Source organism: Shinella zoogloeoides, assembly GCF_033705735.1.
Taxonomy (GTDB): domain Bacteria; phylum Pseudomonadota; class Alphaproteobacteria; order Rhizobiales; family Rhizobiaceae; genus Shinella; species Shinella zoogloeoides_A.
The window spans coordinates 2,759,493-2,785,696 of record NZ_CP131130.1 but is presented as its reverse complement, the minus strand read 5'-3'; the positions used below and the strand labels follow the sequence as shown (position 1 = coordinate 2,785,696).

General features: G+C 65.6%; 20 protein-coding genes. 7 read left to right on the top strand and 13 right to left on the bottom strand.

Features of this window, described 5'->3' with window-relative positions:
• Positions 1-19: 19 nt before the first annotated feature.
• The gene (locus ShzoTeo12_RS13745; RefSeq protein ID WP_318910099.1) at positions 20-400 is read right to left on the bottom strand and encodes a CAP-Gly domain protein; all 381 of its coding nucleotides are present in this window, start codon (positions 398-400) and stop codon (positions 20-22) included.
• 24 nt (positions 401-424) lie between these two features.
• Positions 425-1,141 (bottom strand): META domain-containing protein, encoded by a 717-nt coding sequence (locus tag ShzoTeo12_RS13740; RefSeq protein ID WP_318910098.1) that lies wholly within the window; start codon positions 1,139-1,141, stop codon positions 425-427.
• 191 nt (positions 1,142-1,332) lie between these two features.
• Between ShzoTeo12_RS13740 and dxr the strand changes: the two genes are divergently transcribed.
• Entirely contained in the window at positions 1,333-2,508 is a 1,176-nt protein-coding gene (gene dxr / locus ShzoTeo12_RS13735; RefSeq protein WP_318910097.1) for a 1-deoxy-D-xylulose-5-phosphate reductoisomerase, read from the top strand.
• Positions 2,509-2,526: 18 nt separating this feature from the next.
• Here dxr and hemA read toward each other — a convergent pair whose 3' ends face one another.
• The 4 genes from hemA to ShzoTeo12_RS13715 all read right to left on the bottom strand — a co-directional run bounded on the left by hemA (position 2,527) and on the right by ShzoTeo12_RS13715 (position 7,738).
• The gene (gene hemA / locus ShzoTeo12_RS13730) at positions 2,527-3,741 is read right to left on the bottom strand and encodes a 5-aminolevulinate synthase (protein ID WP_318910096.1); all 1,215 of its coding nucleotides are present in this window, start codon (positions 3,739-3,741) and stop codon (positions 2,527-2,529) included.
• A 239-nt stretch (positions 3,742-3,980) separates the two neighbouring features.
• Positions 3,981-4,778 (bottom strand): xanthine dehydrogenase family protein subunit M, encoded by a 798-nt coding sequence (locus tag ShzoTeo12_RS13725; RefSeq protein WP_318910095.1) that lies wholly within the window; start codon positions 4,776-4,778, stop codon positions 3,981-3,983.
• 12 nt (positions 4,779-4,790) lie between these two features.
• Positions 4,791-7,139, bottom strand: coding sequence for a xanthine dehydrogenase family protein molybdopterin-binding subunit (locus ShzoTeo12_RS13720; protein WP_318910094.1), 2,349 nt, complete (start codon positions 7,137-7,139; stop codon positions 4,791-4,793).
• Between the two features lie 107 nt (positions 7,140-7,246).
• A complete protein-coding gene (locus tag ShzoTeo12_RS13715) occupies positions 7,247-7,738 on the bottom strand; it encodes a (2Fe-2S)-binding protein (RefSeq protein ID WP_119259088.1) in 492 nt (163 codons plus the stop codon).
• Positions 7,739-8,194: 456 nt separating this feature from the next.
• Between ShzoTeo12_RS13715 and ShzoTeo12_RS13710 the strand changes: the two genes are divergently transcribed.
• From ShzoTeo12_RS13710 to ShzoTeo12_RS13690, 5 genes are all read left to right on the top strand, one after another.
• Positions 8,195-8,461: a YMGG-like glycine zipper-containing protein gene (locus ShzoTeo12_RS13710; protein ID WP_119259089.1), complete on the top strand. Its 267-nt coding sequence runs from the start codon at positions 8,195-8,197 to the stop codon at positions 8,459-8,461.
• 257 nt (positions 8,462-8,718) lie between these two features.
• Entirely contained in the window at positions 8,719-10,641 is a 1,923-nt protein-coding gene (locus ShzoTeo12_RS13705; protein WP_318910093.1) for an autotransporter assembly complex family protein, read from the top strand.
• A gap of 102 nt (positions 10,642-10,743) precedes the next feature.
• Entirely contained in the window at positions 10,744-14,916 is a 4,173-nt protein-coding gene (locus tag ShzoTeo12_RS13700) for a translocation/assembly module TamB domain-containing protein (protein WP_318910092.1), read from the top strand.
• Positions 14,917-15,011: 95 nt separating this feature from the next.
• Positions 15,012-15,488 carry a chemotaxis protein CheW gene (locus tag ShzoTeo12_RS13695; protein ID WP_119259092.1) on the top strand — a complete coding sequence of 159 codons (477 nt, stop codon included), beginning with the start codon at positions 15,012-15,014 and terminating at the stop codon, positions 15,486-15,488.
• A 392-nt stretch (positions 15,489-15,880) separates the two neighbouring features.
• Entirely contained in the window at positions 15,881-17,644 is a 1,764-nt protein-coding gene (locus ShzoTeo12_RS13690; RefSeq protein WP_318910091.1) for a PAS domain-containing methyl-accepting chemotaxis protein, read from the top strand.
• Positions 17,645-17,686: 42 nt separating this feature from the next.
• Here ShzoTeo12_RS13690 and ShzoTeo12_RS13685 read toward each other — a convergent pair whose 3' ends face one another.
• The 7 genes from ShzoTeo12_RS13685 to ShzoTeo12_RS13655 all read right to left on the bottom strand — a co-directional run bounded on the left by ShzoTeo12_RS13685 (position 17,687) and on the right by ShzoTeo12_RS13655 (position 25,106).
• Complete coding sequence (locus ShzoTeo12_RS13685; protein WP_318910090.1) at positions 17,687-17,938, bottom strand: formate dehydrogenase subunit delta; 252 nt, start codon at positions 17,936-17,938, stop codon at positions 17,687-17,689.
• 72 nt (positions 17,939-18,010) lie between these two features.
• Positions 18,011-18,844: a formate dehydrogenase accessory sulfurtransferase FdhD gene (gene fdhD, locus ShzoTeo12_RS13680; RefSeq protein ID WP_318910089.1), complete on the bottom strand. Its 834-nt coding sequence runs from the start codon at positions 18,842-18,844 to the stop codon at positions 18,011-18,013.
• Between the two features lie 8 nt (positions 18,845-18,852).
• Positions 18,853-21,732 carry a formate dehydrogenase subunit alpha gene (gene fdhF, locus ShzoTeo12_RS13675; RefSeq protein ID WP_119259096.1) on the bottom strand — a complete coding sequence of 960 codons (2,880 nt, stop codon included), beginning with the start codon at positions 21,730-21,732 and terminating at the stop codon, positions 18,853-18,855.
• 53 nt (positions 21,733-21,785) lie between these two features.
• Positions 21,786-22,001, bottom strand: coding sequence for a DUF4287 domain-containing protein (locus ShzoTeo12_RS13670; protein WP_119259097.1), 216 nt, complete (start codon positions 21,999-22,001; stop codon positions 21,786-21,788).
• Entirely contained in the window at positions 21,998-23,554 is a 1,557-nt protein-coding gene (locus ShzoTeo12_RS13665) for an NADH-quinone oxidoreductase subunit NuoF (protein WP_318910088.1), read from the bottom strand. Before ShzoTeo12_RS13665 ends, ShzoTeo12_RS13670 begins: the two co-directional genes overlap by 4 nt.
• Positions 23,551-24,030 (bottom strand): formate dehydrogenase subunit gamma, encoded by a 480-nt coding sequence (locus ShzoTeo12_RS13660; RefSeq protein ID WP_318910087.1) that lies wholly within the window; start codon positions 24,028-24,030, stop codon positions 23,551-23,553. Before ShzoTeo12_RS13660 ends, ShzoTeo12_RS13665 begins: the two co-directional genes overlap by 4 nt.
• A gap of 182 nt (positions 24,031-24,212) precedes the next feature.
• A complete protein-coding gene (locus ShzoTeo12_RS13655) occupies positions 24,213-25,106 on the bottom strand; it encodes a LysR family transcriptional regulator (protein ID WP_318910086.1) in 894 nt (297 codons plus the stop codon).
• A gap of 102 nt (positions 25,107-25,208) precedes the next feature.
• On the opposite strand from ShzoTeo12_RS13655, the gene ShzoTeo12_RS13650 reads away from it, so the two are divergent.
• Positions 25,209-26,204 (top strand): MDR family oxidoreductase, encoded by a 996-nt coding sequence (locus tag ShzoTeo12_RS13650; protein WP_318910085.1) that lies wholly within the window; start codon positions 25,209-25,211, stop codon positions 26,202-26,204.

Here is a 26,204-nt window from a genome sequence, read left to right as displayed (position 1 = left end):
TTTTTTCCGAAGAGGATTGTCAGACGTCTTCCGTCTCGCGCTCTGGCGTGACGACGCGGGGCTTCGCGCGCACGGCGGGGACGATGGAGGGCTTTGCGACGACCTTCGGCTGCGGGGCCTTTATGCCGAGCATGTTGCGGATACGGTCCGAGACCAGCGGGCGGAAGCGGCTGGCGCGGAAGGGCATGTCGACGGCGCCGTAGCCTTCCGGGCCGTCGTCGTTGCCGCGATAGAGCTCCATCAGCTTGATGCCGTAGAAGTCGCCGTCGACATAGTGGCGATAGTGGCCCGCCCAGCGGACCGTATAGATCTGGCCCTTGCGGATGCCCTGGTCGATCGAGACGTTCTTGAAGCGGTCGTTGACGCAGACCACCTTCTGGCCGACGCGGAATGTGGGCATGCGCTTCTCTCCCCCGGTGCTGCCTCAGCCGGACTTGCGGCAGGTGACGCCAGGCGCGTTCTCGCCGCGGGTGAGGTCGTAGAGCGTCGCCTCGTCGCCCTTGGTCCACCACTCGTAATGGCCGCCGGCATATTTCGCGCCGGAGGCGGCCATGACGTTGGCGGCGATGACCGTCTCTTCGCCGATGCGCACGACGGCCAGCGAATTGGCGCCGACATTGATGTATTCAACGCTGATGCGCTGATCGGCGTCGCACTGGTAGTTCAGCGTTTCGCGCACCACGCTCTGTTCCGGTCCCGGCAGGCGGATGACGATGTCGGTGTTGTTCTTGAGGCCGGCAAGACGGATCGCCGGGGCGCCTTCCTTGCCCGTCAGGTGCAGGATGCCGTTTTCGAGCTTCCAGGAGGTGACGGTGCCGAGCGCGTCGAAGAACTTCTGCTCCTGGTCCATGATGGCCGGGGCGCACATCTTGCGCGTGGCGGCAGCGGGGGCGAAGGCGATGTTGCCGTTCTGCACCTTCAGCTTGCCGCGATAGGTGTTGCAGCCGCCATTGCCGCCATAGGAGCCGTCCGGCTTGATCTCGAGCGTCGTCTGCAGGTTGTCGATGACACCGTTGCCGCCGATATCCTCGGCCAGCCAGGTGCCGCCGAGACCGCCCGGGACCGGCTCGTCGGCATAGGCCGGAGCTGCCGCCAGAAAGGCAAGGCAGGCGAGGGTCCATACTCTCAGGCGTCGGTGCACGAATTTCTCCAATCGCGTCAGCGCGGAATGCCGCTTCGCCGGGACGTTATGGCCGTCCGGGTGAAAAGGTCAAGCCGCGGGTTCCAGAACAGGGGCCGTGCCTTCGCTTTACAGCATTTCCATGACTTGTTGCAGGCGTCTTTCGCCTGTAGAGCCTTTTGCTCGATAACAAGAAAAACGCGGAAATCACCATGGCTCCCGATGCGCGGCCGAAGCGCCGCATCACCATTCTCGGCTCGACAGGCTCCATCGGCACCAGCACGCTCGACGTGGTGCGCCAGCTCGGCGGGCGCGAGCGCTACGAGGTGCTGGCGCTGACCGGCAACGGCAATGTAGATCTTCTCGCCGCGCAGGCGAAGGACTGCGGCGCGCGGCTGGCGGTGACGGCGGACGAGAGCCGCTACGGCGCGCTCAAGGATGCGCTTTCGGGCAGCGGTATCGAGGCGGCGGCCGGGCGCGAGGCGCTGCTGGAGGCGGCTTCCGCGGATGCCGACTGGGTGATGGCGGCAATCGTCGGCACGGCCGGCCTTGCGCCGACGCTGGCGGCGGCCAGGAAAGGCGCGGATATCGCGCTTGCCAACAAGGAATGCCTCGTCTCGGCCGGTGACCTCTTCGTAAAGGCGGTGGCGGAAGGCGGCGGGCGGCTCATTCCCGTCGACAGCGAGCACAGCGCAATCTTCCAGGCACTGGAGGACGACCAGCGCCACGCCGTCGAGCGCATCGTGCTGACGGCATCCGGCGGCCCCTTCCGCACCTGGAGCCGCGAGCAGATGGCGGGCGTGACGGCCGATATCGCGCGGGCGCATCCCAACTGGTCGATGGGCCTCAAGATCTCCATCGGCAGCGCCTCCATGTTCAACAAGGCGCTGGAGATGATCGAGGCGAAGCATCTCTTCGACGTCAGGCCGGACCAGATCGAGGTGGTGGTGCATCCGCAGTCGATCATCCATTCCATGGTCGGCTATGTCGACGGCTCGGTGCTGGCGCAGCTCGGCGCGCCGGACATGCGCACGGCCATCGGCTATGCGCTGACCTATCCCGAACGTTCGTCGCTCAATGTCGACCGGCTGGATTTCGCAAAACTCGCGCGGCTCGATTTCGAGGCGCCGGACGAGGCGCGCTTCCCGGCGCTGAGGCTTGCCCGCACGGCGCTCACGCGCGGCGGCCTGCAGGGCGCGGTGATGAATGCCGCCGAGGAGGTGGCGTTCCATGCCTTCGTCGCGGGGCGCATCGGTTTCCTGTCGATGGCCGACGTCGCGGAGACCGTCATGGACAGGCTCAGCCACCTGCCGCCGGCCTCCTCCATGGGCGACGTCTTCGCCGCAGACGAAGAAGCCCGGCGGGTGGCCGCCGGGCTCGTTGGGTAACAGCTTCGTCTCTGCGTATCAGGCGACGGCGCGGGCCAGCGCACAGCGCGACCACAGCGCATGCAACGCGCCGACAAGGTGCTCGATATCGGCATCGGTGTGCAGCGGCGTCGGCGTGATGCGCAGGCGCTCGGTCTTCTTCGGCACGGTCGGGTAGTTGATCGGCTGGACGTAGACGCCGAAATTGTCGAGCAGCAGGTCCGAGATCCACTTGCACTTGGAAGCGTCGCCTACCATCACCGGCACGATATGGCTCGGATTCGGCATGTGCGGAATGCCGTTGCGGTCGAGCGCCGCGCGCAGCTTGCGCACGCGCGCCTGGTGGGCGAGGCGTTCCACCTGGCTTTCCTTCAGGTGGCGGATCGAGGCGAGGGCGCCGGCGGCGAGCGTCGGCGGCAGGGCGGTCGTGAAGATGAAGCCCGATGCGAAGGAGCGGACGAAGTCGCAGAGCGCGGCCGAGCCGGTGATATAGCCGCCCATGACGCCGAAGGCCTTGCCGAGCGTGCCCTCGATGAGCGTCAGCCGGTGCATCAGGCCCTCGCGCTCGGCGATGCCGCCGCCGCGCGGGCCGTACATGCCGACGGCGTGCACTTCATCGAGATAGGTCATCGCGCCGTACTTGTCGGCGAGGTCGCAGATTTCCTTGATGGGGGCGATGTCGCCGTCCATCGAATAGACCGATTCGAAGGCGATCAGCTTCGGCGCCTTCGGGTCGGCGGCAGCAAGCTTGGCTTCGAGGTCCTTGAGATCATTGTGCTTCCAGATGACGCGCTCGCATTTCGAGTGGCGGATGCCCTCGATCATCGAAGCGTGGTTCCCGGCATCGGAGAAACAGATGATGCCGGGGATCTTCGAACAGAGCGTGCCGAGCGCGGCCCAGTTCGAGACGTAGCCCGAGGTGAAGAGCAGGGCCGATTCCTTGCCGTGCAGGTCGGCGAGCTCTTCTTCGAGGAGCACATGATAATGGTTGGTGCCGGAGATGTTGCGGGTGCCGCCGGCACCGGCGCCACACTGGTCGATGGCGAGTTTCATCGCCTCGACGACCTTCGGGTGCTGGCCCATGCCGAGATAGTCGTTGGAACACCAGACCGTGACGTCCTTCGGGCCTTCCGCCGTGTGGCGCGTCGCCCTGGGGAAGCTGCCCTTGTGGCGCGCGAGGTCGGCAAAGACGCGATAGCGGCCTTCCTGATGCAGGCCGTCCAGCTCGTTCTTGAAGAAAGTCTCGAAGTCCATCCAGAGTCTCCAGTCCGGCGAAATCCCGGGCATCATCGTCATTGGCTGTCGTTCATCGGCTACACCCGGCCCGGCTTTGCCGCAATGCAAAGCGCTGCGGCAAATCGGCGCCACCTTTGAACCATTCCAATGTATCCTAGGCCCCCAAAGGCCATTCCATGTTGATGCATGTCAAGTCTGCATGAAAAAAGGACGGCCTCAACCGTCCTTTTCATCGAACAGTTTCAGCTTTTGCAACGCTATCCGGCGGCGGCGACGGCGCGCTTGGCCATGACCCTCACGAGGTTCGCGCGATATTCGGCATTGCCGTGGATATCCGACAGGAGGTCGGCCGCATCCACGGAAACGCCGGCCGCCGCATTCGCTGACCAGTCGGCGGCAAGCGCCGCCTCCAGCCCGGCATGGCGGAAGACGCCGTTGGAGCCGGCCCCCGTCACGGCCACCCGGACGCCGCCATCCCCCTTCGCCACGAAGACGCCGGCCATGGCATAGCGCGAGGCAGGGTTGGGGAATTTTGAATAGGCGGCCTTTGCCGGAGCATCGAAGCTCACCGCCACGATGATCTCGCCCTCTTCCAGCGCCGTCTCGAAGAGGCCGGTGAAGAAGGCGTCGGCGGGAATCTCACGCCTGTCGGTGACGATGATCGCCCCCAGCGCCAGCATGGCGGAGGGGTAATCCGCCGCCGGGTCGTTGTTGGCGATGGAGCCGCCGATCGTGCCCATATGGCGGACATGCGGGTCGCCAATATGGGAGGCGAGATGGGAGATCGCCGGGCAGGCGGCCTTCAGCTGTGCCGAGGTCGAGACTTCGTAATGCGTCGTGCCGGCGCCGATGCGCACGCGGTTGCCGCTGACCGATATGCCCTTGAGTTCGGCGACATGGCGAAGGTCCACGAGGTCCGAAGGCGCGGCGAGCCGCTGCTTCATGGTCGGGATCAGTGTCATGCCGCCGGAGACGTATTTCGCCTCGTCGGAGGACGATTGCAGCTTGACCGCGTCGGCGACGGAGGAAGCGCGATGGTAGTTGGTTGCGTACATGGCTTCCTCCCGTCAGTTGCTTGCCGCCAGCGCCGCCCAGACCTTCTGGGGCGTCGCGGGCATGGTGAGGTCGTTGTTGCCGATGGCGTCGGTGATGGCGTTCATCAGCGCGGGCGGCGAGCCGATGGCGCCCGCCTCGCCGCAGCCCTTGATGCCGAGCGGATTGTTCGGGCAGGGCGTGACCTGGTGCGAGACCTGGAAGGAGGGCAGGTCGTCGGCGCGCGGCATGGTGTAGTCCATGTAGCTCGCCGTCAGGAGCTGGCCGGTTTCCGGGTCGTAGTGGACGCCCTCCAGCAGCGCCTGGCCGATGCCCTGCGCGATGCCGCCATGCACCTGTCCCTCGACGATCATCGGGTTGATGATGTTGCCGAAGTCGTCGGCGGCGACGAACTGGACGATCTTCGTCTTGCCCGTTTCCGGGTCGATCTCGACCTCGCAGATGTAGCAGCCGGCCGGGAAGGTGAAGTTGGCCGGATCGTAGAAGGCGCCTTCCTTGAGGCCCGGCTCCATGCCGGAGGGCAGGTTGTGCGCCGTGTAGGCGGCGAGCGCCATCTGGAACCAGGGAACCGACTTGTCGGTGCCGGCGACCTTCAGCGCGCCGTTCTCGACGACGATGTCGCTCTCGTCGGCTTCCATCAGGTGCGCGGCGATCTTCTTGGCTTTCGCCTCCACCTTGTCGAGCGCCTTGACGACGGCGGACATGCCGACCGCGCCGGAGCGGGAACCGTAGGTGCCCATGCCCATCTGCACCTTGTCCGTGTCGCCATGCACGATGGAGACGCTGTCGATCGGCACGCCGAAGCGGTCGGCGACGAGCTGGGCGAAAGTCGTCTCATGGCCCTGGCCGTGGCTGTGGGAGCCGGTCAACACCTCGATCGTGCCGACGGCATTGACGCGCACCTCCGCCGATTCCCAGAGGCCGACGCCCGCGCCGAGCGAGCCGACCGCGGCGGACGGCGCGATGCCGCAGGCCTCGATATAGCAGCTCATGCCGATGCCGCGCTTCATGCCGCGGCTGGCGGCCTCCGCCTTGCGGGCCGGGAAGCCGTTCCAGTCGGCCGCCGCCATGGCGGCCTCCAGCGACGCTTCGTAGTCGCCGGCGTCGTAGTTCATGATGACGGGCGTCTGGTGCGGGAAGGAGCGGATGAAGTTGATGCGGCGAAGTTCGGCCGGCGAAACGCCGAGTTCGCGCGCCGCCGTCTCCATGGTCCGTTCCAGCAGATAGGTTGCCTCCGGCCGACCGGCGCCGCGATAGGCGTCGACGGCGACGGTGTTGGTGTAGACGGCCCGCACATTGGCGTGGATGGCCGGGAAATTGTACTGGCCGGAGAGCAGCGTCGCATAGAGATAGGTCGGCACGGCGGAGGAGAAGAGCGACATATAGGCGCCGAAATTGGCGATGGTGTCGACCTTCAGCGCCGTGACGCGGTTGTTCGCGTCGAAGGCCATCTTGACCGTCGAGACATGGTCGCGGCCATGGGCGTCGGTGAGGAAGGCTTCGGTACGGTCGCTCGTCCATTTCACCGGAACGCCGGATCGCTTCGAGGCCCACAGACAGACAATCTCTTCCGGATAGATATAGATCTTCGAGCCGAAGCCGCCGCCGACGTCGGGGGCGATGACGCGCAGCTTGTTTTCCGGCGCGACATTGTAGAAGGCGCTCATCACGAGGCGCGCGACATGGGGGTTCTGGCTCGTCGTGTAGCAGGTGTAGTGATCCTCGGCCGAATCGTAGATGCCGAGCGCGGCGCGCGGCTCCATCGGGTTCGGCGCGAGGCGGTTGTTGACGATCTTCATCTCCGTGACATGGGCGGCCGCGGCGATGGCGGCATCCGTCGCGGCGCTGTCGCCGATCTCCCAGTCGTAGATGAGGTTGCCGGGGGCTTCCGGGTGGAGCTGCGGCTGGCCGGCCTCCAGCGCCTTCACCGCATCGGTGACGGCGGGCAGGACCTCGTAGTCGACGACGACGGCTTCGGCCGCGTCGCGCGCCTCGCCCATGCTGTCGGCCACGATAATCGCCACGGCATCGCCGACATAGCGCACCGTCTCGTGCGCCAATGGCCGCCAGGCGCCCATCTTCATGGGGGTGCCGTCCTTGGAATGGATCATCCAGCCGCAGATCAGGTTGCCGATGCCGTCGTCGAGCATCTGCCTGCCGTTGAGTACGGCGATGACGCCCGGCATGTCCTCCGCCGCCGACGTGTCGATGCCTTTGATTCTCGCATGCGCATGCGGCGAGCGCACGAATGCGGCGTAGCGCATGCCCGGCACGGACATGTCATCCGTGTAGCGCCCCTGGCCCATGAGGAACCGCTTGTCTTCCTTTCGCGCGACGCGCGCGCCGATGCCTTCGACACCCATCTTCATCTCCTCCAGAGAAGTGAGGCAGCAGGCACCGGCCAACAGGCGTTCGGGATTTCACCGTCGCGCAACTGGCCGCCAATCGGCTGCTGCCTGTTGCCTGACGCCTATTCCGCAGCCTGCCGGCCTGCCGCGCTCATTTCCTCCGCGGCGGCGAGGATGGCTTTCACGATGTTGTGGTAGCCGGTGCATCGACAGATATTGCCTTCGAGGTTCTCGCGAACCGTCTGCTCGTCGAGTTTTCCGCCATGGCGGTTGATCATGTCGACCGCCGTCATCACCATGCCGGGCGTGCAGAAGCCGCATTGCAGGCCGTGATTGGCCTTGAAGGCGGCCTGCACGGGATGCAGTTCGCCATTGGCCGCAAGGCCCTCGATGGTGAGGATTTCGGAGCCGGCGGCCTGGGCCGCGAGGATGGAACAGCTCTTCACGGCCTTGCCGTCCATATGTACGACGCAGGCGCCGCACTGGGACGTATCGCAGCCGACATGGGTTCCGGTAAGACTGAGCTGGTCGCGCAGGAAATGCACAAGGAGGGTGCGGTCCTCGCACTCCTTGCTCACCTTCCTGCCATTGACGGTCATTGCCACTTTCGCCATTCGTTCCTCCCTGGCGGTTCATGCACCGCTGGGCCGTTCGATCCGACGTGGCATGCAGCGGGCGTCCTCACGACGCGGGCCCGGGATCTAATGACGCCAGCATTGTCTTCGCATGCATCTGTTCCGGCACTGCGGGCGCGACGGGAAATCCTCCATCCCCTGTGCGCCCCGGCAATCACATCATTTGACGTTTTGACCCGGCGATCAACCGGTACTTTCAACGGCGGGTGAAATTTCTCGTGAGCGCCTGCATGTCGAGGGCGTTAAAACGAAACGGAAACGCTGTTTATTCGCGCCGTAAAAAAATACTTTCCAACCATGGACTTCCCTGTTTCCGGCGATATTTTCAGTGTCGGACAGACCTGACCGTCGTCGACGGCCCCGGTATGTTGCTGAGTAGAAGGGGGCAGGGTGGACCCGGAAAACCGGGCCGCCGTTCAACTTTGGAGAAGGTTCATGAAGAAAATCATTGCGCTCGTTCTGGTCGGCATGGCCGTTGCCAGCTGCACGCAGACGGAAAAGGGTGCAGGTATCGGCGCCGTCTCCGGCGCGATCATCGGCGGTGCCGTCACCGGTAACGTCCGTGGTGCGGCTGTCGGTGCCGCCATCGGTGGCGTTTCCGGCGCCGTGATCGGCAGCGTTTCCGATCAGCCCGGTCAGTGCTACTACCGCGACCGCCACGGTCGTCGCTATATCGATCGTTGCCCGCGCGACTATTATTGATCGCCAACGGCTGCAACCTATGCGAAGCCCCGGAGGTTCTCCGGGGCTTTTGCTTGCCTGCCGCCGGCATAAAATCGCCTGCGACGCTTCAAATCTGGCGCGCCTGCGTGTAAAACCGCCGTTAACATTACGGAAAACCTAACACGTTAGGGTCTTTTCCTGCCTGAGAGCTCCGGATGGATCGGAGCGCCTGAAGTCCGTGTCGGAAGCCGTTCGCGCACCGCACCTTGAAGGAGAAAGGCGACGGATAGCTGCGGATGCGGGATAAAGTGAACCGGCCGGAAAAGAGTTTTGCGTTTCTGAAGGCTGGCACCGCCCTCGCGGTCGCCGCAGCGCTCGTCTGTGGTCCGCTGGCCGCAAATCCGGCTCTTGCCTTCGAACTCTTCGGCATGAAATTCTTCGAAAAGGAGAAGGACACCGCCGAGGTCATCGATCCGGTCGATTATTCGCTGACACTCGATCCGGGCACCGAGGACGGCGACCTCACGAAGGCCGTCGAGAATGCCGCCTATCTGAAGCAGGACGAGGGGACGCCGGTCTCCGGCGACCTCGGCCTCGTCATCAAGGCGCGCGACGACCGCGACCGCATCCTTGCCGCGCTCTACGAGAACGGCCGCTATGGCGGCGTGGTGAACGTGACGGTCAACGGGCAGGACCTCGATTCTCTGCCGCCCAACCCGGAATTCAACCACCGCGGCGCGATCCCGGTGACGATCAGCGTCGAGCCCGGCCCGGTCTTCACCTTCGGTGAGGTGGCCTTTTCGGGCGATGCCGAGGGACGCAATCCGGCCGATTACGGGCTGGTGCCGGGTGCGCGGGCCGATTCTACCATCATCCTCAAGGCCGGCGAGAAGGTCGTCGTCGATCTCAAGGCGGAAGGCCGGCCGCTGGCCAAGCTGACCGAGCGCAACGCCACCGCCGACCACAAGACGCAGACCGTCGACGTGGTGATCGCCGCCGAGGGCGGGCCGGTCGCGCCCGTCGGCGCGGTCGGCGTCAACGGCACCAAGACGGTCGATCCCGGTTTCGTGCAGCGCTATTCGCGTATCAATGCCGGCCAACCCTATTCGCCGGAAGCGCTGACCAAGGCGTCGGAGCGGCTGCGCGCGCTCGGCGTCTTTTCAAGCGTGACGATCCGCGAGGCCTCCAAGCTCGCGCCCGACGGTTCACTGCCGATGACCATCGAGGTCTCCGAGGGCAAGCACCGCTATTTCGGCGTCGGCGCGCAATATTCGAACACGGACGGCATCGGCCTGCAGGGATATTGGGGGCATCGCAACCTTTTCGGCCAGGCCGAATCGCTGCGCATCGAAGGGTCGGTCAACCGGATCGGGGAATCGGATATCGGCGATCTCGACTATTCGACCGCCATCCTCTTCTCCAAGCCCGGCGCCTTCGGCCCGGCCTCGACGTTCAATGCCAGCCTCAAGGCCTCGATCGTCGATCCCGACGCCTACAAGGCCTTCACCACCACGGCGGCTGCGGGCGTCAGCGTCGAGCTTTCCGACAAGGACACGGTGAGCGCGGGCGCCGAGCTGAGCTGGGCCGATGTCGAGGACGCGTTCGGCAAGAACAAGTACCTGACGGCGAGCATTCCGATCGAATATGTGCGCGACACCCGCGACGACAAGCTGAACCCGACGGAAGGCTACCGCTTCCTGATCAACGCGAAGCCGAGCTACGAAACGCAACGCGGCACGTTCTTCTCCAGCTTCGAAGGCGCGATCACCGGCTACAAGGCGCTCGGCGCGGAGGATCGCTTCGTGCTCGCGGGCAAGCTTGCCGGCGGCACGATCATCGGCGGCGACCAGCTTTCCGACATTCCGGCGACGCGCCGCTTCTATCTCGGCGGCGGCGGTACGGTGCGCGGCTACGGCTACCAGGAGATCTCGCCGCGCAACGGGGCGAACCAGCTCCTCGGCGGGCGTTCCTACATGGCGGCGTCGGCGGAAGTCCGCATCGGGATCACCGAGACGATCGGCCTTGTGCCCTTCATCGACGCGGGCACGGTCTCGATCGACGAGATCCCGGATTTCAAGGATATCCGGGCCGGCGCCGGCCTCGGCCTGCGCTATGCGACGCCGTTCGGGCCGCTCCGCCTCGATGTCGCGGTGCCGCTGAAGAAATATCCCGGCGGAACCTCCTTCGGGGTCTATGCCGGCATCGGCCAGTCCTTCTGACTGTCGCCCCAATTTTCATCTAGGCTCTTGATCGCATGCGCGATTGGGATTCTAGACGTTGAGGAGCGATTCCGCGCTCCCCGCACGCGAAATGGATGAAGCATGAACAGGCTTTCCCGAATTCTCCGCGCAACGCTCCGCTATGTCGGCTACGGCCTTGCCGTCCTCGTCGTGCTCGCCGTCGCGCTGCTGGGCTTCGTCGGGTTTTCGGACAGCGGCGCCCGCCTGGCGGTTTCCTATGCGGAGAAGATCGCGGCCGCGAACGGGCAGGTCATCTCGATCAGCGAGCCCTCGGGCCTTCTGACGGGCAAGCTGCGCGCCGGCGCGATCACGCTCGGCGACGAGAAAGGGACCTATGCGGAAATCCGGGACCTTGCCGTCGACTGGTCGCCGCTGCGGCTCCTGTTCTTCAGCTTCGACGCGTCGCGGGTGTCCGCTTCGTCGATCTCGCTGCTCCGCCTGCCGGAGGCCAAGGCCGATGCGGAACCGACGGAAAGCAAGCCGTTCAGCCTGCCGGTCGAGGTGCATGTGGGTTCGCTCGCCATTCCCGAACTCTTCGTTTCGGGAAGCGTTGCCGGCCGTGACCAGCGCATCGTCGTGTCGGGACGGGGGGATGCGACGGCGGACAGCGTGGCGATCAAGCTTTCGGCCTCCGAAAAGGCGCGGCCCGATGCGCGCATCGCGGCCGATATCGTCTTTAATCCGGCCGCCAACGAACTGCGGCTCGAAGCCGATGTCGCCGAGCCGAAGGGCGGCATTCTGGCGGGGCTGCTCAAGCTGCCGGACGAGCCGGCCGTGGCGATCCGCCTGACGGGCGACGGCCCGCTCTCGCAATGGAAGGGACGGCTTTCCGCCGCGCTCGACGGCACGGAAATGCTGCGGGTCGACGGCCGCCATGACCTGGCGCAGGGCGGCCTGCATACCATCGCGCTCAATGGCGGCGGTACGTTCGACGCGCTGATGCCGCCGCAGCTTCGTCCGCTCTTTGCCGGCGAGACCGGCATCGACGTGGTCGCCGCCTTCGACGGTTCGGACATGTTGCGCATCGAGAAGGGCGCGATCTCGACGGGCGCGATGACACTTGCCGCCTCTGGCACGCTGAGCGCCAAGGGCAGCAACGACCTCGACGTCAAGCTTTCCGGCAAGGACGGTCCTATCGATTTCCGCTGGCCGCTCGCCGATGGCGACGCCCAGGTGGTGATCCACGACGCCGACCTTTCGCTGACCGGCGAGGCGAGCGCGGCAAGGCTCGAAGCCAATGCGACCGTCGCCGCCGCCGAGCTGCCGGCCGGGCGCATCCAGGATATCCGCCTTGCCGCCCGGAGCGATGCCTTCGATGTGGCCAACCAGTCCGGCCGCATCGACGTGACGCTCGAAACTGGCGCCATGGTCTTCGCCAATGCCGATGTCGACCGAATGGTGAAGGGCCCGGCGAAACTCACCGCGACGCTGAATGTCTCGCCCGGCGAGATCGCTTTCGATCCGGCGACGCTTGAAAGCGCCAGCATCGGCGGCACGCTTTCCGGCCGCTACGGGCTGGAAAGCCGCGAGGCGGACGTCAATTTCCGTCTCTTCGCCCTGCCGGCCGTGCTGCCGCCGGCCCTTGCCGGCAAGTTCGACACGACGATCGCTATGGAGGGCCGGGTTCAGCTCGCCGGCGACGGCGGGCTTCAGGTTTCCGGCCTCACGGTGAAGTCCGGCACGCTGGAGACGGCGGGCGATGTCTCGCTCGTCAAAGGCAATGTGGAGGCCGCGCTCACCGGCAAGGTGCTGAATCTCGGCAAGCTGCTTGCGGATGCGGCGGGTGAGGCGGCGTTCGAGCTTTCCGCGAAGGGACCGCTTTCCGGGCCCGACGTTTCCGCGAAGATCATCTCCAGCGGGGCGACGCTTTCCGGCCGCACGCTCAGCGACCTCGTGGTGACTCTGAAGGGCAAGGCGGTCGCCGACAGCCCCTCCGGCGAACTGACGGCGACCGGCGCGCTCGACGGGCAGGCGATCAATGTGCGCTCCAGCATCACCTCGGAAGGCGGGCGCATCTCCGTGCCGGTTCTGGAGGCCGAGATCGGCCCGAACACGCTGAAGGGCTCGCTGGCGCTGGCGCCGAACTTCATGCCCGACGGCACGATCCGCTTCGATTTCCCCGATCTCGGCCTGCTTGCCGCCATGGCCGGCCAGCAGGCGGCGGGCGATCTGTCCGGGCAGGTCGAGATCGCGACGGGCAACGGCAAGACTTCTGCCACCGTGCAGGCGTCCGGCGCCTCGATCCGCCGCGATGCCGTGAGCATTACAAAGCCCGCCGTCGACCTTTCCATCACCGACCTTGCGACGGCGGCGATCACCGGCACGGTGCGCGCCGAGCAGGTCGCCTCGGGCGAGAACAAGCTGGAGGCGCTGAAGCTTGCCTTCACCCGGGAAGGACAGGCGACGAATTTCGATCTGACCGGCCGCCTCGACGGTGCGCCGCTCCTCACCAGGGGCAAGGTGCTGCAGCGGGAGGGCGGGCTCGATGTTGCCCTGCAGGCCTTCGAGGCCGCGCCGCGCCGCATTGCCGTCAAGCTCGCCAAGCCGACGACGATCGGCGTGACCAACGGCGTTGCGACGCTCGACGGGCTCACCATCCAGGCGGGCAGCGGTTCTGTTGCCGTTTCCGGCAAGGCGGGCGAGACGCTCGACCTGTCGCTGCGGCTCAATGCCCTGCCGGCCGCGCTCGTCAACAATTTCGCCGCCGGGCTCGATGCGGACGGCGCGATCGGCGGCACGGTGACGGTGAAGGGCAAGGCGGCGGCTCCCGTCGTCAACTATGCGCTCGACTGGAAGGGCGCGGTGACGAGCCAGACGCGCGGTGCCGGCATCGGCGCGCTCGACATCAATGCCAAGGGCGAATTCGCCAACAACCAGGTGCGCCTCGATACGGTGCTTTCCGGTAGCGGCGGGCTTTCCTTCCGCGGCGGCGGCACGGTCGGCATCGGCGGGGCGACGCCACTCGGGCTGAAGTTCAATGGCACGGTGCCGTTCAGCGCCCTGCAGGGCCAGCTTTCGGCGCAGGGCTTCGTGCTGACGGGCAATGCCAATGTCGACCTTACCATCGGCGGCACGGCGGCGGCGCCTTCCGTCACCGGCAGCATCACGGCGAGCGGGGCGCGCCTCGTCGACGTGCGCCGCAACCTTGCCGTCGAGAACCTCACGATCCGCGTCAACATGAACGGGCGCCAGGCGGTGATAGAGACCGTCTCCGGCAAGCTGGCGAGCGGCGGGCAGCTTTCGGCGAGCGGCACGGTCGGGATCGATCCTGCGAGCGGCTTTCCCGTCGATGTGGCGATCAAGCTCGGCGACATCGTCTATGTCGACGGCACGCTGGTGACCGGGAACATCGCCGGCGACCTGACGCTGAAGGGGCCCGTCGCGGACCTGGCGCTCGCCGGCAAGGTGCGCATCAACAAGGCGAACATCACCATTCCGCAGAAACTGCCGGCATCGCTTTCGGAAATCGACATCAAGCACCGCAACGCGCCGGCGGACGTCAAGCGCATGACCGCGGACGTCCAGCGCCAGCAGGGCTCCAGCGGCGCCTCACGCGGCATCGCGCTCGACCTCACCATCGAATCGCCGGGCCAGCTCTTCGTGCGCGGCCGCGGCATCAATGCCGAGATGGGCGGCAATCTCAAGATCACCGGCACGTCCGCGTCGCCGGTCGTCTCGGGCGGTTTCGAGCTGGAGCGCGGGCGCATGGAGATCCTGACGCGCCGCCTCGATTTCACCAGCGCCCGTATCGGCTTTGCGGGCGGGCTGGTGCCGACGGTCGATCTCGTCGCCTCCAGCACGGCCGGCACGACGGAAATCACCGTGACCGTGACGGGTCTTGCCAGCAACCCGACGGTGACCTTCGCCTCCTCGCCCTCGCTGCCGCAGGATGAAATCCTGGCGCAGCTCATCTTCAACCGTTCCATGTCGAACCTTTCGGCGGTACAGATCGCGCAGCTTGCCTCGGCGGCCAGCCAGCTTGCCGGCGGCAGCTCCACCGGCCTGCTCGACAGCCTGCGCAGCAAGCTCGGCGTCGACGACCTCGACATCACGACGGATGCCGAGGGCCGGGCGGCGGTGTCGGCCGGCAAGTATCTCAACGAGCGCACCTATATCGAGCTGAAGCAGGATCCCGAGACGAACGGGGCGAAGGCCGTGATCAACCTCGATGTCGGGCGCGGGCTGAAGCTGCGCGGCGAGGCCGGCAGCGCCGGCAGCGCGGGTGCGGGCATCTTCTACGAGAAGGAATATTGATGCCGCGCGCAGCAATCCGCAAAGCGTTTGAAAGATTTTAACCAGAGCGTGCATAGGATCGCCGGGATACGCAGACCAACTGGGAAGACCGCTCGATGACCTCCATCAACACGGCCGGCTTTGCCGGCGACACGCTCGAAATCATCGCATTCCGCCTGCACGATCAGGAATTCTGCGTGAAGACGACCACGATCCGCGAAATCCGCGGCTGGGCGCCGTCCACGCCGATCCCGCATTCTCCGCCGGACGTCATCGGCGTGATGAACCTGCGCGGCACGGTGATCCCGATCATCGATCTGGCGCACAAGCTCGGCATGAAGAGCACGGAAGCCAACGAACGCAGCGCCATCGTGGTCGCCGAAGTCCACAACATGGTCGTCGGCCTCGTGGTCGACCGCGTGTCGGACATCCTGACGATCCGCAGCGAGCAGGTCCAGCCGGTACCGGAAGTGACGACGTCCTTCGACAAGGCCTATGCGGAAGGCATCATCGCCCATGAGAACGGCATGATCTGCTTCCTGAACCTTGCGCGCATGTTCAAGGAGCGCGACATGGAAGACATGGCCGCCTGAGCGAAGCGATACCGTTCAAACATGCAACCGTCCTGTGCACGCAGGGCGGTTTTTTGTTGCCTTCAATCGAGTGCAACTTTTGCGTTTGTATTGAGATGGGTCGACCGCGCATATCCTTCCCTTACGTGAGTTTATCGCCATCCGGCGATCTGCAAATCGGCTCATATGCAACCATACCTAGATTTCACCGTCTGCGTTTCATCAATTTTTAAGCCTATAATTCCATCTTTGATTGCAGGTGCGCATTTTGGCGCGGGCAGGGCCCTTCCCGCGATGATTGAATTCATAAATTCTAATCATGGTTCGCCGTGGCGGCCATGTCATATGACAACAATTGACGACCGCCACGTCGCCATCCGAGAGCCCGTGGCCGTCGCACAAAGGGACAGGCCATGCTTTCATTTGCAAAGTCTTCGGATGCGGCCCGCATCATCGACGCGCTGTCGCGTTCGCAGGCCGTGATCCATTTCGACCTCGACGGCACCATTCTCGAAGCCAACGAAAACTTCTGCCGCGCGCTCGGCTACGAACTGAAGGAAATCGTCGGCAAGCATCACCGCATCTTCTGTGATGCCGCCTATACGGCAAGCGAGGACTACCGGCAGTTCTGGGCGCGGCTCGGCCGCGGGGAATACGATTCCAACAGCTACAAGCGCCTGCGCAAGGATGGCGGCGAGATCTGGATCCAGGCGACGTACAATCCGGTCCTGCGCGGCGGCAAACCCTACAAGGTGGTGAAGTTCGCCAGCGACATCACCGAGGCGAAGAAGCAGGCGTCGGAGGATGCCAGCAAGCTCGATGCGATCTCGCGCTCCCAGGCGGTGATCGAGTTCACGCCGACCGGCGAGATCCTGCATGCCAACGAGAATTTCTGCGCGGCGCTCGGCTACGACCTTTCCGAAATCCGCGGCAAGCATCACCGCATGTTCTGCGATCCTGCCTATGTGCAGACGCCGGCCTATGCGGAATTCTGGAAAAACCTCGCGGACGGCCGGTTCATCTCCAACGAATTCGTCCGCTACGGCAAGGGCGGCAAGGAAATCTGGATCCAGGCTGCCTATAACCCGATCCGGGACCTCAACGGCCGCGTCTACAAGGTCGTGAAATTCGCGACCGACGTGACGGAGCGCATGTCGGCGATCAACACGCTCGGCGCGGCGCTGAAGGCGCTGGCCGAGGGCGACCTCACGCAGAACCTTGCGACATCCTTCGTGCCTTCGATGGAAACGGTCCGCAAGGACTTCAACGAGGCCGTCACCGGTCTGCATGAAGCGATGCGGACGGTCGAGGCCAATGCCAATGCGATCGCCTCCGGCGCGCAGGAGATCCGCTCTGCGGCGGACGATCTTGCCAAGCGCACCGAGCAGCAGGCGGCCTCCGTCGAGGAGACGGCCGCCGCCCTCGACGAGATCACCACGACGGTCGCCGATTCGAGCCGGCGGGCGGACGAGGCCGGCACGCTCGTCTCCAAAACGAAGGTGGGGGCGGAAAAGTCCGGCGCGGTGGTGAAGAAGGCGATCGACGCGATGGGTCAGATCGAGCAGTCGTCGCGCGAGATCTCCAATATCATCGGCGTCATCGACGATATCGCCTTCCAGACCAATCTGCTTGCCCTCAATGCCGGGGTCGAGGCGGCGCGGGCGGGCGAGGCCGGCAAGGGCTTCGCCGTTGTGGCGCAGGAGGTGCGCGAACTCGCGCAACGTTCGGCAAGCGCGGCCAAGGACATCAAGGCGCTGATCACCACCTCCGGCGAGCAGGTGAAGAGCGGCGTCGCCCTCGTCGACGAGACCGGGCGGGCCTTGCAGGAGATTCTCGCCCAGGTGCAGGAGGTCCACACCAACGTCGCGGCCATCGTGGAAGCCTCGCGCGAGCAGTCGACCGGCCTTCGCGAGATCAACCAGTCGGTCAACGCGATGGACCAGGCGACGCAGCAGAATGCGGCGATGGTGGAGGAAAGCACGGCCGCGAGCCACGCGATGGCCCGCGAGGCCGATGCGCTGCATGCTCTCATCCGGCGGTTCCGCCTTGCCGGCAGCGCGCAGCCCGTCCAGCAGGCGGCGGCGCCCGCCCATGTCGCGCAGCTTCATGCCGCGGCGCGCAACATGCGGTCGCCGCGTGGCTCGGCGGCGGTGGCGGAGAGCTGGGAAGAGTTCTGAGCAGACGATAGAACGGCCGGCAGCGATGCCGGCCGTTGACGGTCAGGCAAGGCCGATCGGCGCATCCATTTGGGGCACGGGCCGATGAATCAGCGGCACGGCTTCGAGGACGAGGCCGTCGAGACCCTCGCCGCCGTGATTGTCGACGAGGTCGAAAAGCTGGCGGCGCATGCGCGGCTCCCAGAACTTGTTGATGTGGGTGGCGACACCGCCCGGCCGTTCATCCGCAGGCTGGGAATGGAAGAAGGTGGCGATCTGGTTTGCCATCCTGATGATCTTGTTGTCGTCCGACATGCCTGCCTCCAAGAACAATTCCAGTAAAAGCGCGAAGCGGCCTTGCGTCCGGAATTGCGTTAAAACAATGCTCTAACCGTTGCCCACCCGGCGCGCGGCATCGGCGACGACGCGCTCCGCACCAGTGAAAATCTCGAATTCGTCGCCGCGCACCAGCGCAATCAGCGTCATGCCCGCCTCTTGCGCCGTGCGGATGGCGAGTGCGGTCGGCGCGGAAATGGCGATGATGAAGGGACTGCCGATGACCGCCGTCTTCTGTACCATTTCCACCGAGACGCGGCTCGTCACGACCACCGCGCCCGCGGCTCCCGCATGGCCCGCGCGCCTCGCGGCTCCGACGAGCTTGTCGAGCGCATTGTGCCGGCCGACATCCTCGCGCACGGCGACAAGGCCCTTGCCGGGCACGTAGAAGCCGGCGCCGTGCACGGCGCGCGTCACCATGTGCAGCGGCTGCTGGCCGTTCAGCAGGCGGACCGCCTCGACCACGTCCTCTTCGCTCAAGGTAAGCGAAGAAGAACTAACGGAGGGCGTCACGCGCACGGCCTGCTCGATGGATTCGATGCCGCAGAGGCCACAGCCGACCGGGCCGGCCATGTGGCGGCGGCGGGCAGTCAGGGCGTCGTTTTGCGCATCCGCAAGGCGGATCTGAAGGTCGATGCCCTTGTCTTCCGCTACCGCCTCGACGGTTTCGATCTCGGCCGGATCGGCGATGATGCCTTCCGTCAGGCTGAAGCCGACGGCGAAATCCTCAAGGTCGGCGGGCGTCGCCATCATCACGGCATGAGTCGAGCCGGCATAGGAGAAGGCGACGGGCGTCTCCTCGGGAACGATGCGCTCGCCCGCCGTCAGCCGCCCGCTGCGGCGGGCGGTTTCGGAAACCTTGCTCGTGGTGGCGAAACCGGGCACGGGCGCTCCTATTCTGCCGCCTCCAGCTTGCCGGCGATGCGGCGCGAGCGCTTCGACAGCTCGTCATATTCGACCTGCCAGTCGGACGGGCCGTTGGAAGGCGAGATCTGCACGGCCGTCACCTTGTATTCCGGGCAGTTGGTCGCCCAGTCGGAGAAGTCCGTGGTGATGACGTTGGCCTGCGTGCCGGGATGGTGGAAGGTCGTATAGACGACGCCCGTCGCGACGCGGTCGGTGATGAGGGCGCGCAGCGTCGTCTCGCCGGCGCGGCTCGTCAGGCGCACCCAGTCGCCGTCGCGGATGCCGCGGTTGTCGGCGTCGTGCGGGTGGATTTCCAGCCGGTCCTCCTCGTGCCAGACGACGTTGTCGGTGCGCCGGGTCTGGGCACCGACATTGTACTGGCTGAGGATGCGGCCGGTGGTGAGCAGCAGCGGGAAGCGCGGGCCGGTCTTCTCGTCGGTTGCGACATATTCCGTTCGTATGAACTTACCCTTGCCGCGCACGAAGCCGTCCGTGTGCATGATCGGCGAGCCGAGCGGATGCTGCTCGTTGCAGGGCCACTGCACCGAGCCGATCTTGTCGAGATAGTCGTAGGAGACGAGGGCGAAACTCGGCGTCGTCGCGGCGATCTCGTCCATGATCTCGGAGGGATGCGTGTAGTTCCAGTCGAGGCCCATCGCCTTGGCGAGGTTCTGCGTGACCTCCCAGTCGGCATAGCCGTTCTTCGGGGTCATGACGCGGCGCACGCGGTTGATGCGGCGCTCGGCATTGGTGAAGGTGCCATCCTTTTCGAGGAAGGTCGAGCCGGGCAGGAAGACATGGGCGTAGTTCGCCGTCTCGTTGAGGAAGAGATCCTGCACGACGACGCATTCCATGGCGGCAAGGCCGGCGGAGACGTGTCGCGTGTCCGGGTCGGACTGGAGGATGTCCTCGCCCTGGATGTAGAGGCCCATGAAGGTGCCCTCGACGGCGGCGTCGAGCATGTTGTTGATGCGAAGGCCCGGCTCGTTGTTGAGCTTCACGCCCCACATCTTCTCGAAGACGTCGCGGGTGGCGTCGTCCGAGATGTGGCGGTAGCCCGGCAGCTCGTGCGGGAAGGAGCCCATGTCGCAGGAGCCCTGCACGTTGTTCTGGCCGCGCAGCGGGTTCACACCGACGCCCTCGCGGCCGATATTGCCGGTCGCCATGGCGAGGTTGGCGATGGCCATGACGGTGGTCGAGCCCTGGCTGTGCTCGGTGACGCCAAGGCCGTAATAGATCGAGCCGTTGCCACCGGTGGCGAAGAGGCGGGCGGCGCCGCGTAGCGTCTCGGCCGGAACGCCCGTCAGGGCCTCTGTCTCTTCCGGGCTGTGGCGCGGCTCGGCGACGAAAGCGGCCCAGTCCTCGAATTCCGACCAGTCGCAGCGCTCGCGGATGAATCTCTCGTCGAAGAGGCCTTCCGTCACGATGACATGGGCGAGCGCGGTGACGACGGCGACGTTCGTGCCGGGCCTCAGCGGCAGGTGATAGGACGCCTTGACATGCGGCGAGGAGACGAGGTCGATGCGACGCGGGTCGACGACGATGAGCTTCGCCCCCTGGCGCAGGCGCTTCTTGAGGCGCGAGCCGAAGACGGGGTGGGCGTCGGTCGGGTTGGCGCCGATGATTATCACCACATCCGTGTGCTCGACGCTGTCGAAATCCTGCGTGCCGGCGGAGGTGCCGAAGGCCTGGCCGAGGCCGTAGCCGGTCGGCGAATGGCAGACGCGGGCGCAGGTATCGACATTGTTGTTGCCGAAGCCGGCGCGGATCAGCTTCTGGACGAGATAGGTCTCCTCGTTGGTGCAGCGCGAGGAGGTAATGCCGCCGATGGAGTCACGGCCGTACTGATACTGGATGCGGCGGAATTCGGCGGCCACGTGGGCATAGGCCTCCTCCCATGTCACTTCCCGCCACGGATCGGAAATCTTCTCGCGGATCATCGGGTTGAGGATGCGCTCGCGGTGTGTCGAGTAGCCATAGGCGAAGCGGCCCTTGACGCAGGAATGGCCGCGGTTGGCCTGCCCGTCCTTCCAGGGCACCATGCGCACCAGCTCCTCGCCGCGCATCTCCGCCTTGAAGGAGCAGCCGACGCCGCAATAGGCGCAGGTGGTGACGACGGAATGTTCCGGCTGGCCGATCTCGATCACCGACTTTTCCGTCAGCGTCGCGGTCGGGCAGGCCTGCACGCAGGCGCCGCAGGAGACGCATTCGGAATCGAGGAAATGCTCGTGCATGCCGGGGGAGACGCGGCTGTCGAAGCCGCGGCCCTCGATCGTCAGCGCGAAGGTGCCCTGCACTTCCTCGCAGGCGCGCACGCAGCGCGAGCAGACGATGCACTTGGAGGGGTCGTAGGTGAAATAGGGGTTCGATTCGTCTTTCGGCATCCAGCGGGCATTCGCCTCGCCGTTGTTGCGCGCCATGACGTGGTTGTCGCCCTCATAGCCGTAGCGCACGTCGCGCAGGCCCACGGCGCCGGCCATGTCCTGCAATTCGCAGTCGCCATTGGCCGCGCAGGTCAGGCAGTCGAGCGGATGGTCGGAGATGTAGAGCTCCATCACGCCCTTGCGGATCTGCTTGAGGCGGCTCGTCTGGGTATGGACGACGAGGCCGGGCGCGACGGGCGTCGTGCAGGAGGCGGGGGTTCCGTTGCGGCCCTCGATCTCGACGAGACAGAGACGGCAGGAGCCGAAGGCGTCGACCATGTCGGTGGCGCAGAGTTTCGGCACCTGGATGCCTGCCTCCATGGAGGCGCGCATGATGGAGGTGCCCTCGGGAACGGAGATCTCGTTTCCGTCGATGGTGAGCGTCACCATCTTCTCCGAACGGGAGGCGGGGGTGCCGAAGTCGATTTCAGGAACGAGGGGCATGGGAACCTCCGGGCAATTCTGCACCGCTCATGGCGGCGACTTGGGTTCAATTCTTAAGGTTTCGTCTCGGCGAGCGTCGCCGCGACGAGCGCGTTGGCATGGCCATGGCCGAGACCGTGCGTTTCCTTGAGGAACGCGACGATCTGCATATGCGCCTTGCCATCCTGCGCGCGGATGATGTCTTTCCAGTGCTCTATCGGCTGGCCGTACGTCTTCTCGATGGAGGGGAAGTAGGAGGCCGGGCCCTTGACCTTTTCCGTCTCGCTCATTCCGCAGCCTCCACTATCGGCGCCGGCGAAAAATCTTCCGGGAAATGGGTCATGGCGCTCATGACCGGGTAGGGCGTGAAGCCGCCCAGCGCGCAGAGTGAGCCGAACTTCATCGTGTTGCAGAGATCGGCCAGCAACTCGCGGTTCTTCTCCGGCTCGATGCCGCGCGCGATGTTGTCGGCTGTCTCGACGCCGCGCGTCGAGCCGATGCGGCAGGGCGTGCACTTGCCGCAGCTTTCGACGGCGCAGAACTCCATGGCGAAGCGGGCCTGTTTCAGCATGTCGACCGTATCGTCGAAGACAGTGATGCCGGCATGGCCGATAAGGCCGTCCTTCGCCGCGAAGGCCTCGTAGTCGAAGGGCGTGTCGAACAGCGCGCGCGGGAAGTAGGCGCCGAGCGGGCCGCCGACCTGCACGGCGCGGACCGGACGGCCGGAGGCGGTGCCGCCGCCAATTTCGTCGACGATCTCACCGAGCGTCAGGCCGAAGGCGGTCTCGTAAAGGCCGCCATGCTTGACGTTGCCGGCGATCTGGATCGGGATCGTGCCGCGCGAGCGGCCCATGCCGAAGTCGCGGTAATAGTCCGCACCCTTGTCCATGATGATCGGCACGGAGGCGAGCGAGATGACGTTGTTGACGACCGTCGGGCGGCCGAGGAAGCCCTGCAGGGCCGGCAGCGGGGGCTTGGCGCGCACGACGCCGCGCTTGCCTTCCAGGCTGTTGAGGAGGGCCGTCTCCTCGCCGCAGACATAGGCGCCCGCGCCGGTGCGGATTTCCATGTCGAAGGCCCTGCCGGAACCGAGCACGGAAGGGCCGAGCACGCCGGCGGCGCGCGCGACTTCGACCGCCTCGCTCATGATGGCGATGGCGTGCGGATATTCCGAGCGGGTGTAGACGTAGCCCTTCGTCGCGCCGGTCGCGAGGCCGGCGATCGCCATGCCCTCGATCAGCACGAAGGGGTCGCCTTCCATGATCATGCGGTCGGCGAAGGTGCCGCTATCGCCCTCGTCGGCATTGCAGACGATGTATTTTTGCGGGCCGGGCGCGTCGAGCACGGTCTTCCACTTGATGCCGGTCGGGAAGCCCGCACCGCCGCGGCCGCGAAGGCCGCTGTCGGTGACCTGTTTGACGACATCCGCCGGGGGCATGGCGATGGCCGTCTCGAGGCCCTTCAGGCCGCCATGCGCTCTGTAGTCCTCCAGCGAGACGGGATCGATGATGCCGCAGCGGGCGAAGGTGAGGCGGGTCTGGTTCTTCAGGAAAGGAATGTCTTCCGTCCTGCCGAGACAGAGCGGGTGGCTTGCACCTTGCAGGAGGCCGGCATCGATGAGGCCGGTAATGTCGGAGGGTTTCACCGGGCCGTAGGCGATGCGGCCCCCGGCGGTCTCGACCTCGACCAGCGGCTCCAGCCAGTGCATGCCGCGCGAGCCGTTGCGCACGATAGTCACGTCGAGCCCGCGGGCCGCGATCTCGGCGGAGAAGGCCTTGGCGACGCGGTCGGCGCCGAGCGCAAGGGCGGCGGCATCGCGGGGGATGTAGATGCGTAAGGTCATCGGCGTGCCTCCGCGACGAGTTCCTGCGCGAGCGTTGCGTCGACCCTGCCGTGCACCTCGCCGTCGAGCATGGCGGCGGGTGCGCAGGAACAGAGGCCGAGACAGTAAACGGGTTCGAGCGTCACCGCGCCGTCGAGGGTGGTCTGGTGGAAATCGATGCCGAGCAGCGCCTTGACGCGCTCGGCGACAGCGTCCCCGCCCATCGATTGGCAGGCTTCGGCGCGACAGAGCTTGAGGACGTGCCGCCCGGTCGGGTGGTCGCGATAGTCGTGATAGAAGGTGACGACGCCGTGCACCTCGGCGCGCGACAGGTTCAACTCGCGCGCGATGACCGGCAGGCTCTCCTGCGGCACGTAACCGAACTCGGCCTGGATCTCGTGCAGGATAGGCAGAAGCGGCCCTTCGAGCCCCTTCAGTTCGCTGACGATGGCCAGCGTTCTGGTTCCGACGTCACTGCCGGCGACGCGCACATTCATGATCAGGCCTCCCAACCGACACGAACGAACCGCTGGAAATCGCGGGTTCGATGCGCCGATGCCGTTGAAACTGTTCGGCGAAAACCGGAACCCTGTCGATCTCCGCAGACTATTCTAACAGCTTCTCAGCCATGACACGACGGGTCAATAAAGCTGTCCCGTTGGTCAATAGGAAATTTCTATCAATCCATGCCCGTTTCGGCCAGAATCCGCGCCTCGTGCAGGAGGGCGGAGACGAGCGGCGTGAATGGCTCACGATGTGTCGCGACGAGACCGACCGTGTGGTAGGGATTGGGCTCGGCGAGGGAAACTATACTTATTTCCTCATGAAATCCGAAGGATTTCGCGACATTTCGCGGCATGATGCTGCACCAGCGCCCGGTCCGCACGTGGGAAAGAAGCACGATCATCGAATTCGATTCGAGGGACGGCTCGGCGGAAATGCCCGCTTCGGCGAAATGGCGGTTGATGATGCGGCGGTTCTGCATGTCCGCGGTCAATAGGCAAAGCCTAACGCTGCCGGCCTCCTGCCAGGTCACGCTTTCGCGATCCGAAAACGGTCCGCCCTTGGCGGTGATGAGGCAATAGTGCTCGTGCAGCAGGGGCACGCTCGTCACGCGGCCGAGCGGTTCGTTCTCCAGATAGGTGATGCCTGCGTCGATCTCGAGGTTTTCGAGAAGGCCGAGAATCTTGATCGAGGTGGTGGAGACGATGGAGAAGGTGACGTCGGGGTGCTTTTCCTGGAAGGGCGCGGTGATGCGCGGCACGATGGCGAGCGTCGTCGGGATGGCGGCGAGCCGTATATGGCCGGACAGGCCCTTGCGGGCGGCGCGCATCTCCTCGCGCATGGTGCGGGTGTCGCCGACGATGCGGCGGGCCCATTCCAGCACGCGCTGGCCTTCCGGCGTCAGCCCCTGGAAGCGCGAGCCGCGCACCACCAGCATCACGCCGAGCTGCTCCTCCAGCTGGCGGATCGCCGCCGAGAGCGTCGGCTGCGAAATGCCGAGCTCCTCCGCCGCGCGGGCAAAGTGCTTCTCGCGGGCGAGGGCAATGAAATATTCGAGCTTGTCTATCATCCGGAACGGCGCCTCCATGCTCTTGATACAAAAGAACAGTGGCGGCACCAATGCCCCGCGCCCTATATCGTCTTACGGCAAGAGGATCACGAGGAGGACGCCATGACGTTTCAGGCATTGCTGGTCGAAAAGGGCGGGGACGGGGCGGTCTCCGCCTCGGTCCAGGAAATCGACGACGCGCGGCTGCCCGACGGCGACGTGACCGTCGCGGTGGAATATTCGACGCTCAACTACAAGGACGGGCTCTGCATCAACGGCAAGGGCGGGCTGGTGCGCAGCTTCCCGCATGTGCCGGGCGTCGATTTCGCCGGCACGGTCGAGGCGTCCGAGGACCCGCGCTATAGGCAGGGCGACCGGGTGGTGCTGACGGGCTGGCGGGTCGGCGAGATCTGGTGGGGCGGCTTTGCGACGCGCGCCAAGGTGAAGGCCGACTGGCTGGTGCCGCTGCCGGATGAGCTTTCGACGCGCCAGGCCATGGCGATCGGCACGGCGGGGCTCACCTCCATGCTGTCGGTCATGGCGCTGGAGAAGGCCGGGCTTTCGCCGCTGAAGGGCGAGGTCCTGGTGACCGGTGCGGCGGGCGGCGTCGGTTCCGTCGGCGTCGCGCTACTCGCCCGGCTCGGCTATTCCGTCGCCGCGGTCACGGGGCGGCCGGACGCGGCGGGCTATCTCAAGCAGCTCGGCGCGGAGACGATCGTCGACCGTTCCGAGCTTTCCGAGGCGAACAGCCGGCCGCTCGAATCCGAGCGCTGGGCGGGCGCCATCGATGCCGTCGGCGGCGACATGCTGGCGCGGGTGCTCAAGCAGACGAAATATGGCGGAGCCGTGGCCGCAGTCGGCCTTGCCGCCGGGGCCGCCGTTCCGTCCTTCACCGTCATTCCGTTCCTGCTGCGCGGCGTCAGCCTGCTCGGCATCGACTCGGTGATGCGGCCTTACGACCAGCGGGTCGACGCCTGGAACCGCATCGCCGCCGACCTGCCGATGGAGAAGCTGGAGGCGATGGTGGTCGAGCACCGGCTTTCCGACCTGCCGGAACTGGCGAACCGCATTCTCGAAGGCAAGGTGAAGGGGCGCGTCGTCATCGACGTCAACGCGTAA